The 17,060-nt window shown below is 55.3% G+C and carries 16 protein-coding genes; 8 read left to right on the top strand and 8 right to left on the bottom strand.

All coding sequences use genetic code 11. The features are described from left to right. The first annotated feature begins 190 nt into the window (after positions 1–190). Entirely contained in the window at positions 191–1,360 is a 1,170-nt protein-coding gene (locus D4A39_RS09320) for an amidohydrolase family protein (protein ID WP_119917957.1), read from the top strand. A gap of 17 nt (positions 1,361–1,377) precedes the next feature. After that, positions 1,378–2,805 carry a putative porin gene (locus tag D4A39_RS09315; RefSeq protein ID WP_022986086.1) on the top strand — a complete coding sequence of 476 codons (1,428 nt, stop codon included), beginning with the start codon at positions 1,378–1,380 and terminating at the stop codon, positions 2,803–2,805. Between the two features lie 103 nt (positions 2,806–2,908). Here the strand turns inward: D4A39_RS09315 and D4A39_RS09310 are convergent, their stop codons facing one another. Together D4A39_RS09310 and D4A39_RS09305 are read right to left on the bottom strand one after the other, a co-directional pair. Next, on the bottom strand, positions 2,909–3,175 hold the full coding sequence (locus D4A39_RS09310) for a hypothetical protein (protein WP_022986085.1): 267 nt from the start codon (positions 3,173–3,175) through the stop codon (positions 2,909–2,911). A gap of 14 nt (positions 3,176–3,189) precedes the next feature. Beyond that, entirely contained in the window at positions 3,190–4,149 is a 960-nt protein-coding gene (locus D4A39_RS09305; RefSeq protein WP_119917956.1) for a hypothetical protein, read from the bottom strand. Between the two features lie 231 nt (positions 4,150–4,380). Here D4A39_RS09305 and D4A39_RS09300 point away from each other — a divergent pair, with 231 nt between their 5' ends. After that, positions 4,381–4,866, top strand: coding sequence for a YajQ family cyclic di-GMP-binding protein (locus D4A39_RS09300; RefSeq protein ID WP_022986083.1), 486 nt, complete (start codon positions 4,381–4,383; stop codon positions 4,864–4,866). Positions 4,867–4,917: 51 nt separating this feature from the next. Here the strand turns inward: D4A39_RS09300 and D4A39_RS09295 are convergent, their stop codons facing one another. Continuing rightward, positions 4,918–5,232: a hypothetical protein gene (locus tag D4A39_RS09295; protein WP_022986082.1), complete on the bottom strand. Its 315-nt coding sequence runs from the start codon at positions 5,230–5,232 to the stop codon at positions 4,918–4,920. 120 nt (positions 5,233–5,352) lie between these two features. Next, positions 5,353–6,600 (bottom strand): oxygenase MpaB family protein, encoded by a 1,248-nt coding sequence (locus D4A39_RS09290; RefSeq protein WP_022986081.1) that lies wholly within the window; start codon positions 6,598–6,600, stop codon positions 5,353–5,355. 339 nt (positions 6,601–6,939) lie between these two features. Here D4A39_RS09290 and D4A39_RS09285 point away from each other — a divergent pair, with 339 nt between their 5' ends. The 3 genes from D4A39_RS09285 (at position 6,940) to D4A39_RS09275 (ending at position 8,701) form a co-directional block, all read left to right on the top strand. Next, positions 6,940–7,278: a hypothetical protein gene (locus tag D4A39_RS09285; protein ID WP_233552450.1), complete on the top strand. Its 339-nt coding sequence runs from the start codon at positions 6,940–6,942 to the stop codon at positions 7,276–7,278. A gap of 76 nt (positions 7,279–7,354) precedes the next feature. Further along, positions 7,355–8,020, top strand: coding sequence for a thiopurine S-methyltransferase (gene tmpT / locus D4A39_RS09280; protein ID WP_119917955.1), 666 nt, complete (start codon positions 7,355–7,357; stop codon positions 8,018–8,020). 204 nt (positions 8,021–8,224) lie between these two features. Next, positions 8,225–8,701, top strand: a complete 477-nt coding sequence (locus D4A39_RS09275) for a peroxiredoxin (protein ID WP_022986078.1) — start codon at positions 8,225–8,227, stop codon at positions 8,699–8,701. A gap of 90 nt (positions 8,702–8,791) precedes the next feature. Here the strand turns inward: D4A39_RS09275 and D4A39_RS09270 are convergent, their stop codons facing one another. From D4A39_RS09270 to D4A39_RS09255, 4 genes are all read right to left on the bottom strand, one after another. Continuing rightward, positions 8,792–10,429: an alpha/beta hydrolase gene (locus D4A39_RS09270; RefSeq protein ID WP_147393901.1), complete on the bottom strand. Its 1,638-nt coding sequence runs from the start codon at positions 10,427–10,429 to the stop codon at positions 8,792–8,794. A gap of 202 nt (positions 10,430–10,631) precedes the next feature. Further along, the gene (locus tag D4A39_RS09265; protein ID WP_022986076.1) at positions 10,632–11,714 is read right to left on the bottom strand and encodes a DUF481 domain-containing protein; all 1,083 of its coding nucleotides are present in this window, start codon (positions 11,712–11,714) and stop codon (positions 10,632–10,634) included. A gap of 86 nt (positions 11,715–11,800) precedes the next feature. After that, positions 11,801–12,859 carry a glutaminase A gene (glsA, locus tag D4A39_RS09260; RefSeq protein WP_022986075.1) on the bottom strand — a complete coding sequence of 353 codons (1,059 nt, stop codon included), beginning with the start codon at positions 12,857–12,859 and terminating at the stop codon, positions 11,801–11,803. A 32-nt stretch (positions 12,860–12,891) separates the two neighbouring features. Continuing rightward, positions 12,892–14,058 carry a DcaP family trimeric outer membrane transporter gene (locus tag D4A39_RS09255; protein WP_233552449.1) on the bottom strand — a complete coding sequence of 389 codons (1,167 nt, stop codon included), beginning with the start codon at positions 14,056–14,058 and terminating at the stop codon, positions 12,892–12,894. A gap of 298 nt (positions 14,059–14,356) precedes the next feature. On the opposite strand from D4A39_RS09255, the gene D4A39_RS09250 reads away from it, so the two are divergent. Together D4A39_RS09250 and D4A39_RS09245 are read left to right on the top strand one after the other, a co-directional pair. Next, on the top strand, positions 14,357–15,187 hold the full coding sequence (locus D4A39_RS09250; protein WP_022986073.1) for an HAD family hydrolase: 831 nt from the start codon (positions 14,357–14,359) through the stop codon (positions 15,185–15,187). Positions 15,188–15,273: 86 nt separating this feature from the next. Then, on the top strand, positions 15,274–16,686 hold the full coding sequence (locus tag D4A39_RS09245; RefSeq protein WP_119917953.1) for an amidase: 1,413 nt from the start codon (positions 15,274–15,276) through the stop codon (positions 16,684–16,686). Positions 16,687–17,060 lie beyond the last annotated feature (374 nt).

Genomic DNA, 17,060 nt, shown 5'->3' with positions numbered 1-17,060 from the left:
ACCTAAACACAAGACCAAAACACGTATACCTTTCAGTCACTTATTGCCCCCCTGCCGTCACTAAAGGTCGCCCCCACCGCGGTGGGTGGTGTGCCCCTGTTCCTGAATCCCGGTACCGGTGGTGGCTAGGGCTCCATCCATCCCCTAGTATCGAACTGTCCACCTGAATGACAATCGGCAAGGGAACGCCATGAAGAAGGATCTGACTAAACGCGCAACGCGGCTTGCCCGTCACAGTTTTCTCGCACTCCCGCTTGCCACCCTGATCTCCGGGTGCACCTCGCTTGGGATCAGCGGAGAAATCCCGAACACCCGTCAACACAACGCACGCACACTGGAATCCCTGACTCAGCCCAGCGACCAGCAAGCCTGTTACGACCGGGAAAAGGAACCCTACACACCACTGGTCGATGCCCACTTTCATCCGCGCCCCTTTGGCGGACCGGCAATCAATGCGGAAAAGCTGCATGCCATGCTTGAAGGGCAAGGGGTTCGCTTTGTGAATTACTTCGGTATTGGCCAGATCCTGGAGCTGGATTCCGGCTGCAACTACTATCTGGATTGCCCCGGCGTCACGGCCATGCCGAGCATCAAGAACGATTTCGTCAACGGCATGGAAACCGTGGCCTACCCAAGTGACAACCTGCACATTACGCTGTCCATGACGTTTATGGATCTGGCTCATCCGGATGACATTGTCAGCCTGATCGAGCTATACGATCGCGAATACCCTGGCATGTTCAGCTGGAGTGGGGAGCTGAATGTGGTCAAGCAAGCCCTGCTGAAAAACAACCACGAACCGGCCTCACTGGAAAACATCGATCAGTGGGGGCCATTTATGGATGTTCTGCGTGAGCGCGGTATCCCGGTCACCTTCCACTCTGACCTGGGCAACGACGCCAACCCCACCCAGTTCCTGCCCCTGATGGAACACATCCTGGAAACCTATCCAAAGAACAAGATCGTCTGGGCGCATATGGGATTATCCAAGGAACTGGGCAATATGGACCCCGCCCGCCACGTGGAGATTCTCAGCGGACTCCTGGACACCTACCCCAAGCTGATGCTGGATATCTCCTGGGACGTGCTCTACAACGAGTACCACCAATGGGGCGAGATTTACATCCCGTTCCTGAATGCTTACTCCACCCGCATTCTACCTGGCACCGATTTTGTCGCCGCCAATTACAAGGCTGACGATCAATACGGCAAGGAGCTGGAAGTCACCAGCAGGGTGTTGCGCGCACTCGATGACGAGGCCTTCGAAAACATCGCCCTCGGCGCCAACTACTTCCGCTTGATGGATCTGAATTACCACGCCCCCAAAGTCTGCCCTGCAGACGACAACGGCAACCGCTGACAATAAGGGATCAGGGAATGCGAAATATCACCTCTATTCCGGCAGCGCTTTGCGCTGCCTTGCTTGCGCCGCCACTAATGGCCGAAACCTCTGACGAGGCAGTACAACGCCAGCTCGAAGAATTGCGCTCCATGCGTCACCACCTTGAGCAACAAAGCCAGGAATTCGATCAACGGATTCAACAGCTGGAAACCGAGCTGTATGGTGACGCGCCGCCTGTCGCCAGTCGCCCCGCAGACAATCCCGGCATCAGCCTTGGCTATCGCCCGGGCAAGGGTTTCAACCTGTTTAACTCGGATATGGGCGAGGTCAATTTCGGGGTATTCAGCTACACCCGTTATCTCAACCAGAAAGACTTTGAGCGCACATATACCGACAGTTTCGGTAACACCAGCAGCATCGATCCGCGCAACGATTTCCAATTCCAGAAAGTGAATATCAGCTTCAAGGGCTGGATCTTCGATCCCAAGCTGCACTACCTGTTTTATACATGGACTTCCAATACCAGTCAGGGGGACCCGGCACAGGTCGTCGTTGCCGGTAACCTTGGCTACCATTTCAATCCGGCCTTCAAGCTCTACGCCGGTATTGGCGCACTGCCCTCTACCCGTTCAACCAACTACACTTTCCCTAACTGGCTCAAGAATGACCACCGAACCATCGCCGATGAATTCTTCCGGGGCTCCTACACCACCGGGGTCTGGGCTGAAGGACAGATCGCCGAAGGACTGCAATACCGAGCCATGCTGGGGAACAATCTCAGCCAGTTGGGGGTCAGCGGCAACCAGCTCGATGACGGGCTCAACACCGCCTCTGGCGCAATATGGTGGATGCCGACTACCGGCGAGTTTGGCCCCGGTGAGGGACTCGGGGATTATGAATTCCACGAAGCAGTGGCGACCCGATTCGGTCTTCATTTCACATATAGCCGGGAAGACGCCCAGGCTCAACCGGGAACCAATTCCTTCGAAAACTCCCAGATTCGCCTGTCCGACGGCACACTGATTTTCCAGGCTGATCCCTTTGGCAACGGCACCGCCATTAATCAGGCCACCTACCGTATGGCCGCCGCGAATGCCGGACTCAAATACCGGGGGTGGTTCCTGGAAGCCGAGTACTACCATCGCCAGGTTGATAACTTTGATGCCAATGGCCCACTTCCCGTCGACGAACTGGAAGACAAGGGCTATCAGGTTCAGGCCTCCATGATGGCGATTCCTAAAGTGCTGCAGCCTTATGTAGCCTACTCGGAAATCCAGGGGGAGTATGGCACCCCGCACGACCTGAGCGTGGGCGTTAACTGGTACCCGTTCAAGCGCAAGGAATTCCGTTTTAACGTACAGGGGCTGTATCTGAAAGATTCTCCTGTGGGCTACAGCAGTGTTCCCTTTCAGGTGGGGGGCAACGGCTGGGCATTCACCACCGATATGGTGCTTGCCTTCTAGTACTACCCACTGAGAGCAACACCAGACGCCACCCATTGGAAAAAAGGGCGGAGGTGCCAGTGCACCCCGCCCTTCTGTTATGTCGCAACCCGTCCCGGGCTGCTTATACCCTGAGATACTTGGCGGCCTTGCTATCCGCCTTTTTGGCCAGCGGCTTCAACTCGGCAATTTTCTTGCAGACCTCCTCACACTCTTCCTTGCTCAACGCATGACCTTCCACCGCCTTGTGCAGCTGGGACATGTAATTGTCCAGCACGGAAATCACGGAAAGATGGACCACCGGCGCAATGGATGCTTTCTTTTTTTGCGGTCGCTGTTGACGGTGCGCCTGCTCCCAGCGCTTTTCAAATTCCTTGTGGTTCAGTGACATGATTTTCTCCTCACTCAGAACGTCAATTTGCTGACGCTGATCGCGTCCAGTGCCAGTTCACCGCCCGTAATCCCTTCCAGGGAGACCGGCAGACTGATGTCATTGATGGACACCTTGCCCAGATCGGCGGCCAGGCTGGCATCGCTCAACGTCATACTCCCCACATTGAGATGCACGGTCGGTGTCACCGCCACACTCACCTTGAGAATACCCACGTCGATGCCCAGCGACTTGTCTGATGCCGTGGCATCTGCCTTGAACGATCCGCTGGTCGCCGCCGGCATGCTGATTGACGGGATGGCCACGTTTTCCAGGCTGGCACCCGGCAAACGGAGGGACTGAACAGGCGCAGCCCGATTGACACGCAGCGCCTCGCCAGCGGCGGACGGTACCGTCACGGAACTCAGGGTCAGATCGCCGACGCCCATCCCTGAAATGGTCAACCCCGCCCCTGGCAGGCTCAGCTTGTCGAGACGCACCCCCGCGAGCTCCAGACTCCCCAGATCCAGCTGATCAATAGGACGCATGTCCGCCACCAGGCCAGGAATATCGATAGTGGGGATCTGCAGGTTGATATCCCCCAGGTCCGGCACCGTGATCGTACCCAGGTCCACCGGGATATCCAGGCTGCCCATATCCTCGCTGCCATCCCAGCTGCCGATCCAGCCAAGGTCAATTTCCCAATTCAACCGGAATCCCAGCTCCACAATGCTGCGCACCTGGTTGAGTACTGCCTTGGCGTTATTGACGCTGGCAGAGCCATTCTCCACCTTGAGACTGCCAATACTGGCGCTCCCCAGATTGACTTTTTCTACCTTGAGATTATTGAGCGTACCGCTATCGACGCTGACCTGATCAATGGCGATTTTCCGGGAAACCTGGGCCCCAATCAGCCCCAGACGGGTGAGTAAATCCCTGGACACCGGCAGGGAGTCCAGCAGACTGTCGGCAGACAGTCGTTCTTTCAGTGACATGGATATTGCCTCCTGGCAGGGTTTCAAGGCCATGCAGTCCTGCATGGCGAGGCCAACATAACCCCAACGGCTAACCCAGCCTATTCATCCAAAGGACTAATTCCCTGTAAATTGAACGCCGTTGGCATAGCGCAAGCAGATCCTCTGCTGCAGCACCCGCCCCCGCTCCAATCACGCCCTATTGCACGCTATAATGGCCAGCCCATCAGGTCCCAGGAGTGAAATCGAGCCATGCCCTCTTTTGATATTGTTTCCGAAGTGGATGAAGTCGCCCTGCGTCACGCAACGGAAAACGCCAACCGGGAACTGGCCAGCCGGTTCGACTTTCGCGGCGTAGAGGCCAGCATCGAGCAGAGCGGGCTGGCGGTTACCTTCAAGACCGAGTCCGATTTCCAGGTTCAGCAGCTGGAAGAGATTTTCACCAAGAATGCGGTCAAGCAGGGAATCAGCCCGGCAGGCGCCGACCGCCCTGACAAACCGGAACACAGTGGCAAGACGTTTTCACTGACCCTGACTTTCCGCCAGGGCATTGATCAGCCGACAGCCAAACAACTGGTCAAGCTGATCAAGGAAGCCAAACTGAAAGTCCAGGCCTCCATTCAGGGCGATCAAGTTCGTGTGACAGGCAAGAAACGCGACGACCTGCAAGAAGCCATTGCCGTGGTGAAGGGCTCAAAAATCGAGACCCCGCTACAGTTCAACAACTTCCGCGACTAAACCCTCGTGCCGCAGACCATTGCGGTCTGCGGCATACTTCTGCTGGCGACTTTAACCGCAGCTTCCCCGCACCTCATTCCAGCTCCAGCCAAGAATGTAATCAATGCTGCCGCTGATGCCATGGAAAGAATCCGTTTCCGAGGTGGAGGGCTCCGCCTTTTCACGGTTGACCTGGCGATGTCCGGTCGTGCTTTGATAGCAATAGTTCACGTATACCGTCTGGTTACAGTTGTTCTTGAGCGTCATCAAATAACGCTGCCCCTTATCATGCTGCACACTGACGGAAGCGCAGTACTGGGGGCTGGCCAATGCAGGCACCGACATCACCAGCAGCACCAACCCGATCACACCCTTAATGCGTTTCATACATCCCCCTCATAATGACGTTGTGTGGTGACACCCAACGATCGGGTATCGCCACCAGACTAGCCTTGAAGGGGGAAAGCCCACATCCCCCATATGAGGGATACGCAGCTGTGATAAGGGTTAACGAAACAGTTTTTTGACCGGTGTGAAGGTCGTATCCGCCTTCAGTTTTTTGACCTGCTCGGGAAACGCGTTTTTGCGCGCCTTTTCACCCACCCACATAAGCATCCGGTTAGACCCGGGCGTAGCCTTTCGAACCAGCTCAGCGCCCATCCGCAGCGGCGCCTGGGCAGGCCAGAAATATTTCGTCAGGGTGCGGGGCAAACCCAGTTTGTCAGCGGCTTCGTCACCAAGAATATATCGGGTATAACCCGCTCGCAGGGTGTACTCCAGCTTGCCGATATTTTCCTGTAGCCAGCCCTCGCGCCCCTGTAACGAGGCATTTGCCAGCGCCTCCCCCAGACGGCGAGTGTCATCATCACTGTCACCGATGGTGGCGATCAGGTGATACAGCGCTCGCATGCTATCCTGCTCATTGGTCGGCAGAATGCGTTCGTCCACGCCCATCAGGTACCCCACATAACGCCACAGGTGAACAACGGCCTCTCGTTCACGACGGCTGAAAAGATAACCCAATGCACGAAGCCCTGTGAGGAAGATCACCGAGAACTCCAGAATGGTCCCCATCGAATCCCACTGATTCAGGGGGTAGCCCCAGCGCATATCCCAACTATCGGATTTGACCAGCATGTTGCGCACCTGCGCATGCATCAAGCGCACGCGCACCGCACTTTTGAACCCTTCCTTATCGCGCTCAAGGCCTCCGGGAGTGTTCACGTCCATCCAGAATTTTCCGGTTTCTACCAACCTCCGGTTGGCCATACGATCCAGTTGTCCGGTAAACACCAGCGGTTTTGCTGCCGCTCCGGCCAGATACCCACCCATCAACGACATATTGCGCAACACCAGCTCACCAGAGATGCCCACCCGATAGGACACCTCACATCCCAGTCGAAGCAGTTCACGGTCCAGCCAAATGGGCTCGTGGTCTATCTGCTTGAACAGGGAACGCAGCTCAGCGGGGGCGTCGGATACCGTGTCTATACCGTGCTCCAGCGCCTGATCCAGCAATTTTCGCCCCTCACCCGCCGGCAACCGGCCATACATGGCAACGACAGCATCAGCCAGGGGATCACCGGAAAGAATCGACTCACGAATCACCGTCATCTGTTTGGGTGTGGGATGGGGATCGGAGCCCAATATCCACCGGAACAAGGTACGGACCTTTCGCACCTCAGCACGGTTAGGGTTGCCAACGCGGTTCAGCTTGGCGGGATCCAGCGGCAATTCCTGCATCATGGAAGTCATGATTCTCTCCTCGCCAGAAACACTGACAAAAGGGGTAGGTTCTTGTTGCAGTACCATGTCGCTGAATAATCATAATGGCAATGAAACTGCGGAAAGAATGTCCCTGTATGACAGAAACAGAATTCACTTTTTTATCCACCCGTAACTTGCTAGCGTCACGTTTTAAAACACAAGGACAATTCTATGACTTCCTCGCTCAATCAGGCTGCCCGCCGTATGACACTGCTATGGTTTGTAGTGCTTTCGGGGCCTTTACTTATTGGCCTGGGAACCTGCTTTCTGGTCTGGGTCGCTGGATATAGCGCCCCTGCCACACTTTTCCCAGAGGAAACATTGCGCATGGCAGCTATGGGCGCCATGGCGCTGATGCTTACCATCAGCAGACCTCTGCGTAACGTTTTGCTCTCACCCGGTGCCATCGCCAAACGCCCTCTCCGTGATCAGCGCCACGCCAATATTGAGCAACAGGCAACGGCTCAAACCCAGGCCAGCATGTTCTTGTTACTGGGATTGCTCGAAACCGTTTCCATGCTGATCGTAGCGTTGAGTCTGATGCAAGCAGATGCCGGACTGGCATTACTCAATGGAGTCTACACACTGGCGCTGGGCATTGTCGCGAAACCGGACTTCGCCCGCCTGATCACGGAAACCCTGAAAACGTTGCGTCAGGCCAGTTGATTATCCGTATAGCATGGGTCCTGCCGGTCAACCCGCAGGAAGACACGTCTTTCCCTGTTACTCACTGGAGTCTCAAATGGAACCGGATTTCTGGCATGACAAATGGAACAAGAATGAAATCGGCTTTCATCTAAGCCGGGCTCACCCGTTGCTGACATGTCATTGGAACCGATTGGGGCCGGCTTCCTCCGGCCGCGTTTTCGTTCCCCTGTGCGGCAAGACCCTGGACATCCACTATCTCCGTGATCAGGGGGCAGACGTCGTGGGAGCGGAATTAAGCGAACATGCCGTTCTTGCATTCTTCGAAGAAGCGGGCCTTGAGCCCAGAGTATCTGATTGGCATGCAGGAAAACGCTTCTGTACCGAGGGAATTACTTTGTTCCAGGGGGATATCTTCGCGTTGGATCGGAGTACCCTTGGCACCATTGACGCTGTCTATGACCGCGCGGCTGCCATTGCGCTCCCTCCAGCATTACGCCAACAATACGTCCGGCACGTCATCGAGCTCACCGGAAGCTCACCGCAATTGCTTATCACACTGAGCTACGATCAGTCGCTCATGCCGGGCCCGCCATTCTCTGTGGATGCCGAGAATGTGAAGGAATTGTACAGCCAGCATTACCGCCTGAACTGCCTCTCCAGCGAGGAAATTATCGAGAATGAAGTCCGCTTCAGGGAGCGCGGACTCACCACACTGACAGAACGTTGCTGGCATCTTGGGCCAACATTACCAGCAACGTAATCGTGCGACTGCCCTGTGCCATAAACACCCGATTACCACAGCCTAAAGTCACCGTAAGAAAGGTATTACTGCGTGTCAATCATCACGATTATTTGACACATTACTCACGACCAATCATGTTGACTTGAAGGCTTGCACTGGTGCCCCCACAGTAACGAATAGCGCCAATTGCCCTTAATTTCTGAGATTCGAAACGGAGCTACTATGAGCATTTCTGTCGGCGACACCCTCCCTGATGTCACCCTAAAGACCAACGGCGATAATGGCCCGGAAGATCTGGGTACTGGCGATTTTTTCAAAGGCCGCAAAGTCGTACTGTTTGCCGTTCCAGGGGCCTTCACCCCTGGCTGTTCCAATACCCACATGCCCGGTTTTGTGGTCAGTGCCGACACCATTCTGGAGAAAGCCGACCGTATTGCCTGTATGGCTGTGAACGATGCTTTTGTGATGGATGCCTGGCAGAAAGACCAAAATGCTGAGCACATCACCATGCTGGCTGATGGTAATGCCGAATTCACGAAAGCGCTCGGAATGGTTCTGGATGCCAGCGGCTTTGGCATGGGCACGCGCAGCAAGCGATTCGCCATGATTGTTAATGATGGCATCGTGGAGTATCTCGGTGTGGATGATAAGGGTGTGGATAAAAGCAGTGCAGAAACGGTGATTGCACACCTTGCTTGACACCAGGATCCTGCTGGCGGCTGGTGAGTCTCTGATCCGGCTGCCAGCCGCGCAGTTTCGCTCTGTGTTGCCGACAACCCTGACCCGCAGTCAGTGCTGACCGGAAAGGCGGTTACGCTCGATGAAGCGGGTGGAGTCCGTTCCGAAAGAACCTCCGTAACTTTCCCTCACCATTATCTTTTCAGCAATGCCATGCAGACGGTATTGCTCCAGCATCACCAAACCATAATTGGGCAAATGGGTGGTATCCACTTCCTTGTTGGTCTTCTCGCTTGCAGTCACCTTGTGATCGATGAAATCCTGCTCGTACACCAACTCCAGAATCGGAGCATTCACTGACACATCGGCCAACGCATGGCCATAAATCATCCGTTCGATATCATCGTGATAATCTGGTTGGTAGTAAGGCCATATCTCTTCCTCAAGGAAATTAGACCGGAACCAATGTGGCGAGAATGAACTCTGGCCCGTTGCAAGGAATGCACCACGAATACCCGATGACGTACGTCTCACAGGCGATGGATCATCGGGGTTCGCCAGCTGTTTGACCGCAGCATGAATTCCTGCTCCCGCCCCCAACGAAGAACCGGTGATAAAAATATCATCGGGGTTGATATTGAAAACGTCCGCATAATAACGGAAAAACTGAACCGCATGGCTCATATCATCCAGCGATACTGGATAACCGTTGCTATCTATGTCCTTGGCCGGGTGACGAAAGTCCAGGGACGCCACGGTAACCCCTCCGGCAGCACCACCGATTCCCATGTACGCGGACAAGGTCCCCTTCTTCGGGCCCAGCAGTGTTTCCTTGTTATGGTTGGCCGAGTGAGCATAGATAACAAGTGTGTTTGGTGCCCCTTGCGTATGCACACGTCCATCTTGCGTCGGATAATAGACATCAATTCGCAAGCCATTGGGTTCGGCATCAGGCCCGACCAGAGGCAGCCAACTGACCGTTGAATCACCGTAATAGATGTTGCTGTAGTAACCACACACCGGGTCGCAATCCGCGCGGGCAATATAGTGTTGCTGCATCAACTCTGCGCTAAAGGGGTCTGGCGCATCTGCGGCGGCCGGTGCCAGACCGGCTGTGATGGTCTTGTAACCACATGCCTGATCATTCGAAGTATCAACGCAGATTTTTACCTCAATGCTGTCACCGGCCTCCATGCCCCAGGGATAGGTCACTGAAAACTCCGCAGCAGCGTGACTTCCCTTATCGCGTGTCGACAACAATTCGCCATCTACATAATAGTAGTGGCTGGAATCTGTGGGTTTGAGCACGTCATAGTGAATATCAAACGGCGCATCCGGAGTGACATGATTTTTCACTCCGACCGTGTGAATTTCTACCGCCTGGTCCAATGACAGCACGGTACCTGACCGGACCCGTATTTCGTCACAGATTTCATCACCATTTTCCAGCAGACAGATACCAATGGTTTTGATGCTGCCTTCGGGCAAACCGCCGGGGTAGGTCACAGAAAAGCGCCCGGGATCACTGCCAGTAACACTATTTGGTCGCGTTAATCTGAGACTATTGTCTACGTAGTAATAATGGTCGGACTGACTCTCAAAGGTGACATCGTAGTGCAAGGTGAAGGATTGGTTCGGAGTTACCACATTGCCTTGTTCCACGGCATGAATACGAACCTGCAACGGAACAGAGGCCATCACCGGCGCCCATGGCATTGCGGCCACAACGATTATTACACTGATGATCAAGTAAACGCCCTGCATATCCCTACTCCTGCACAGCGTGCCAAAACAAGGGGATGCAACGAGCATAGGAGCAGGAAAAAATTACCGCCATGCCGACAGCGCATTTTTCACTGGAATGGGGACAGTTTCAGCCCCGCGGCTAACCCTGTGGGGAGGCAACCCTCCTCATTTGGCTAGCTCGCGGCTCAGCGTTTGGACTGAGAGATTAAATTTCCAGTGCCAGCCCCAGTGTGGCGGTAAAGTCATCTTTTTGGGGGGTAACACCATCACTGTCCGGCTGCGGTCTTTCGATTCGCTTCCAGGTGCCTGAAATGCGTAAATCCAGCCGCTCTGTGAGATCCACATCCAGTGCAGTATAGAGATCATGTTTGGCTCTACCGGCAGCGGTTTCTGTCACCGTTACCTGATAGCTCATTTCCAACTCGATTTCATCCGTCAGATCCTGCTCATAGAAAGTCCCAAACAGAAAAGCTGGCGTCGATACGGTTCGGTCTTCTCCTTCGGCAACGTCGACGTACTCTGTTCGCTGGTAGCCCGGACCCGCAGTAAACCACCAGTCCAGCTTAGGGGTATCGAATATCTGGTAACCGGCCCCCAGACCCACCGTCCACTCGGCCTCACGGTTTTGGAACGGGTCGCGATAATATTCAGCTTGCACCGGGCGCAAAAACCAGCGGTGGCTAATACGATAATCGTGCGAAAGACTGGCGGTATGATTATTCGCAAGCTCTTCGGATTCTGACTCCGAGTAATTCCCCGTATAACTCATCCTGGTGTAATTCTTGACGGTCCTGCGCTTCAATACCGCCTTGGCGTTGGCATCTTTCTGCTCAACGTTACCGCTTCGAAAATTGACCCCTGCAGAAATATCTGCAGACCATAAATCAAACTCTCTGGGGGAGGCCGTTGCGATACCCACCACCCGCTCAAACTCCACGGGCTCACCCCCAATGTGCAAACGGCCATTTTCGGTTGTCAGCCGCCCCAGAATAATCTCACCGCCATCCAGCAACACAGACTTGGTACGACCGGTACGGATATAGGCAACATCCTCCCAGTCGATGGAAATCAGATCGAAATGATCACTGTCAATTTCGATGGTTTCATCGTTGAGCACCTTGAGCCGCCCCTTGATCCACTCCCCTGTATCCAGCTGAATCCAGTCCCACTGTTGCACATCAAACGCAGGGGGTGTCCAGATTTCCGGAGGGGTACTGGCAGACTCGAAGGTCTGGTCTGCGGCGAACACAGAGTGGGGAATCAGCGCAACAAAAGAGGCAGCCAACATGGCTGCCCTTGTTGCCTGCCCAGCGTGGCCACCGGGCAGGATTTGCCGAGCTGTTTGGATTGCCCGGTTATGCATTGCGTATTTCATTACTTACCGTAAGGTTTGGCCTCGTACGGATTTCCCCCCAACGCGGCGGAAATATCTGCAATCGCTTTCTGAGCACGCACGCTGTTACCGGCGGCATCCAGCGGAGGCGAGATAGCGGCGATACCGAATTTTCCGGGAGAAACTGCGATGATACCACCGCCTACCCCACTCTTGGCAGGCAAGCCGGTCTTGTAAAGCCACTTGCCGGCATCGTCGTAGAGGCCGGCTGTCGCCATCACCGCCAGGATTTCCGGCATATCTTCGGGCTTGACCAGCTGCTTGCCCGTGACCGGGTTGGTGCCGGCATTGGCCAGCGTCGCCGCCATGGTTCCCAGATCTTTGGCATTGACCCCTACAGAGCACTGACGGGTGTAAATGTCGGTCGCTTGCAGCGGATCACCCTCGATGTGGCCATAGGCATACATCAGGTGAGCGATAGCCTGGTTACGCTGGTTGGTGTCCGCTTCGGATTTGTAGATATCTTCCAGCACGGTAAGTTCCCGGCCAGCAAAATCGCTGTAGTAGCCAAGAATCTTGTTCCAGATCTCATTGTAGCTCTTACCCGAGACCATACTGGTGGAGGTAATCGCACCGGCGTTCACCAGCGGGTTCATTTCATGGCCCTGGTGCTGCTCGATAGCGTAGATGGAATTGAATACCTGACCGGTGGCATCCACACCCACATTCTTCGGCAAAGCATCAATCCCCTTCTCTTCAGTCACCTTGGCCATGGTGAAGACCTTGGAGATCGACTGGATAGATACTTCTGATTCAATATCGCCTACGGTGTAGACCTTGCCATCCACCGTAACCAGCACAATACCGAAGATATTGGAGTCCACCTTGGCCAGCGCCGGGATGTAATCCGCATTGGCGCCTTCCTTCAGGCCCTTGTACTTGTCATAGGCCTTTTTCAGGGCGTCGTTGATATTTTTCTCGGTCAACTTGCTGTCCACCGGTGTAGCCGCCGGTGCTTCTGTTTCCGCCGAGCAGCTGGCGCTGGCCATCGCCAGCATGCCAGCGAACATCAGGCTGAAAAACTTACGCGAATATTGCATTGCTCATGCTCCTTCTGAGTGACTCGTTGTTCTTACAGCAGATTGCCGCTGGAAAAACTGTATTTGACGCTGAATTGCACCCGGCGGTCATAACCGGTGGTGCCATCATTGGCGGTACGTTTACCGAACAGGTACTCCATCCCCATCATGACTTTGTCGTTAGGGGTATGCAGCAGGTTAACGGAGGCATACTCGCCCTTGTTGAAGGCATCTGCGGCCTGGAAATCCATGTTGTCGATTTCCGTTGAGCTGTAGCCAAACGAAGTGCTGTAGGCATCGTTCCAGTAGTGATCGTAGTAGGCGATGATGCCCGTCAGCGGCACCGCCTTGTAATCCGGATCAGCGGCATCACCGTCTGGCGCCATATCGACACCGCCATCGTTCATGTAGTTGGAAATACCGTTACCATGAACCACGCCCAGAATGATGCGATCTTTTTCAAACATGTTGATGGTGGAGGTCAGATTCACCCCCCAGCCCAGCTCGCTGTCGTCAGGGCTGCCATCATCACCACCCGGGGTGTCATAACCCACCTGACGCAGAATGCCCGCCACCTGGAAATGCCCCCAATCGCCGACCTGACGGAAATGGGCAGTAATATCCGGATATTCATCATCTCCAGCAGCAGTATCAGGGCCTGCACTGGTTTCGTTGTCCACACCACTGCCGGGGTTCTCGATTGCCACCGCAAAGGTGGAATCCCCACTCACCGGGGTCCAGCGAATTTGAGGATTACGCAGGAACACCATGCCCGACGGGCCCCAGTAATCGATTACGTTGGGGAATACATCACCGTCCATGAACACACTGTTGGTCTGGCCGGCAAGGATCGATTTCCACTCGCCATAGGCATGCCGTAGCCGAATCGTGGTCTGACCCTCATCCGCGCCGACACCAAACATATCGAACTCGAATTTGGTGGTCAGCTCGCTATCACCGGCCATGGTGCTGGCGTTTACGCCCAGACGGCTCTGACGAACACTCAACACGGCCTGACCATCGCTGCCCACGGCGTCCTGGTCGTAAGGAATACGCCCGGGCCTCAAGGTGTCCTCCCACTCGGGAGTCACACGATCAAAACCCTGCACATAATCCACCATGCCAAAGCCATACACTTCGAAAGAGGAATCTGCCACAGCAGTCAGAGGGGCCAGCAGCAGCGCTGCACCAAGGCCACGGAGAGGAATCGTCGTACCCATAGTCATGCATCCCTGTTCTGTTCTTGTTGCCGCAACGTCATCCCTGTTGCCGGAACCCGTCGCACTCCCAAGCGGTTTTTGCTAATTGGTCCGACTGTGATATGAACACATTATCAATATCGAGTCACGAGGCTGACACGCCTGTATCGCAATTCAATGACAACACCATCACACTACCTTCACGCGAACCTGAAAATTCTTATTGCAGGAGTGCAAAAAAACCGTCGTAAAGGTGACTCGCCATGAGGGAAAAATAGAACGATTTCGTCGTCATTACAGGAGCCTAAAAAAAAACGACATGAGTATTCTGCAGCTTCCTCACGCCCGACCGGATGCTATCCTGATGGACTGGCATGCCACCCTTGTCGACACCCACGACGCGATGTATCACGCTGTAGATGATGTCTTGCCTCACCTTGAAGAACTGGACCTCTGGGATCGACTGCTGGATCCCGATGATTCCAAAACCATAGAAGATGCAAAGCTTCTGATGTACGTCAAGGATCATCACCGGCTTCACCCCAAGATTGTTGCTCAGCGAAAAATTTCCCGGACTGACATTTTTGAGGTGCTTTTTGGCAGCGATCAGGAAGCCAAAGCCCGCGCGCACCAGGCATTTGATTCGGCTTACAAAAAATACGTTCAGGAAGTCCACCCGCTGGAACCGGACATACGCCGACAACTCGAGCGCATTCGTGCCATCCATATTCGCACAGGCCTTATCTCCAACCGCAAACGGGATTTCCTGGAGCACGAACTGGCGCTGGTCGATGGTACTGGCTGGGAAGACCTGTTTGACACTGTGGTCTGTGGCAGCGATGTGGCACGCCGCAAACCCGCGCCAGATATGCTGCTTGAAGCGCTGAAAAAACTGCAACTGCCTGCCGATGAACGCTGCTGGTACCTTGGCGACAGCACCACCGACGTAATCGCTGCCAAAGAAGCCGGAATCACCTCGATTTTCTATAATGGCGCGGGCTGGCCACAACCCTGGCTGGACAAGATTTTTCCGGATACCACCAAACACCCCCATCGACCGGATGCCGTAGTGAGCAGCATTGCCGAACTGGCGGACCTGGCCCGACACCTGCTTGCTCAACACAAGAGGGTAATCCGGGCGAAATCCTGACCCACAGAAGGATTGGCCCAGTTGCACACGTTCTTCGGCCCCTTTAATGGTACATTCGTACCAACGAAACGCCACAGGACCGCACAATGAGCCAGCCTCGCCTTCATGTTTTTACCGACGATGCCCTGGGCACCAGCGATGCCACCGCACTCGCACAACAACTGGCGCAAGGCAGCGTCAGCGCCACGGAGGTAACCGAAGCGGCAATTGCGCGGCTTGAGCGGGCTGCACCACTGAACGGATTGACCTTGGCGGCATTCGATAACGCACGTCGGCTCGCAAAAGATAACGCGTTCAGCGGCCGCTTTGCAGGCGTTCCCAGCCTGATCAAAGACAATATTGATATACAAGGACTTCCGACTCTCCATGGCAGTGCCGCCATGGGACGCAAGCCCATGAAGAAAACCAGCATCCTGGCCAAACAATACCTGGCCCAGGGCTTCAACTTGCTGGGCAAAAGCAGTCTGCCTGCGTTTGGGTTCACCGCCTCCACGGAAATGGCTCACACCCCTTCAACCCGCAACCCCTGGCACCTGGCCCACTCTGCCGGAGGCTCATCAGGCGGCAGCGCGGCCCTGGTGGCCGCCGGCGCCGTTCCCATCGCCCACGGCAATGATGGCGGCGGCTCCATTCGTATTCCCGCCGCCGCCTGTGGCCTGGTGGGACTCAAATGCACCCGCGGCAGACTGGTGACCCAGGAAGCCGGTAAAGCCCTGCCGATCAATATCATCAGTGATGGTGTGCTGACCCGCACCGTGCGCGACACGGCCAATTTTTTTGCCGAAGCGGAAATCAGCTATCGCAATCGAAAACTCCCGCCCATTGGTCAGATCAGTGGCCCGGGGAAACAGCGCCTGCACATCGGCTTGATGGTGGACTCCATCGCCGGCGACCCGACCTGCGCGCAAACCCGCCTTGCGGTAGAGGCCACAGCCAAACGCCTGTCGGACCTCGGGCACCATGTAGATGTGGCACAGATTGATCTGCCGCAACGCTTCGTGGACGACTTTCTTCTGTACTGGGCCATGCTGGCCTTTTTCGTCAGCAAGTTTGGTCTCGTGCTGTTCCCGCAGGGATTCGACCGGAAGCAACTGGACCCGCTGACCCTCGGCCTTGCCCGTTATTATCAGCAACGCTTCCTGAAGACCCCGGGCATGCTGCGGCAGCTCCGCAAGAGCCAGGCCCATTACGCCGAAGTCTTCAGCCAGTTTGATGTGATGCTGACACCGGTACTCGCTCACACCACACCTGAGCTGGGTTATCTGGGCCCCGCTGTCGACTTCGACACCCAACTGGAACGCCTGCTGCGCTATACCACCTTCACCCCGGCCAACAATGCGGCAGGCAGCCCCGCCATCTCCCTGCCGCTGGGACAAGCAGAAAACGGTTTGCCCATTGGCGTTCAGCTCAATGGACGCCACGGTGATGAACGCACCCTGCTGGAACTGGCGTTTGAGCTGGAAGCGGAGCAACCGTTCCTTCGCCTTGATCAGGTTTGAGGAGCCCACCCTCGTACAGGAACCGCACGGGGCTCTACACAACACGCGAGCCCCCCTATCTGGCCGATCCCCTCATGCGCGGCACCGCTCATGCGTTCGGCTTTTTTATCATCAAGGTGCTGGATTGAAGACGCCTGGAAGGCGAAAACCCATGCCGGCCCATTCCGCGAGCACAGGAAAATCTGGTCGCCGGAAAACATCGACCCTGCTGTTGGCCCGGCTGCCCACACCGGGAACGTACCGGCAAGGCGTAGCCGAAAAGCGGAAGCACGACCGGCCGCAAGCAGAGTGAGGGCTTTCCTGTTTTCAACGGAACGCCGCCTTCCAGATACACGCCCCTTTGCAATTTTCTTTATAATCAAGCACTTTGCTGT

Source organism: Alcanivorax profundi, assembly GCF_003597125.1.
Classification (GTDB): Bacteria; Pseudomonadota; Gammaproteobacteria; order Pseudomonadales; family Alcanivoracaceae; genus Alcanivorax; species Alcanivorax profundi.
This window is presented reverse-complemented; position numbering and strand designations above follow the sequence as displayed.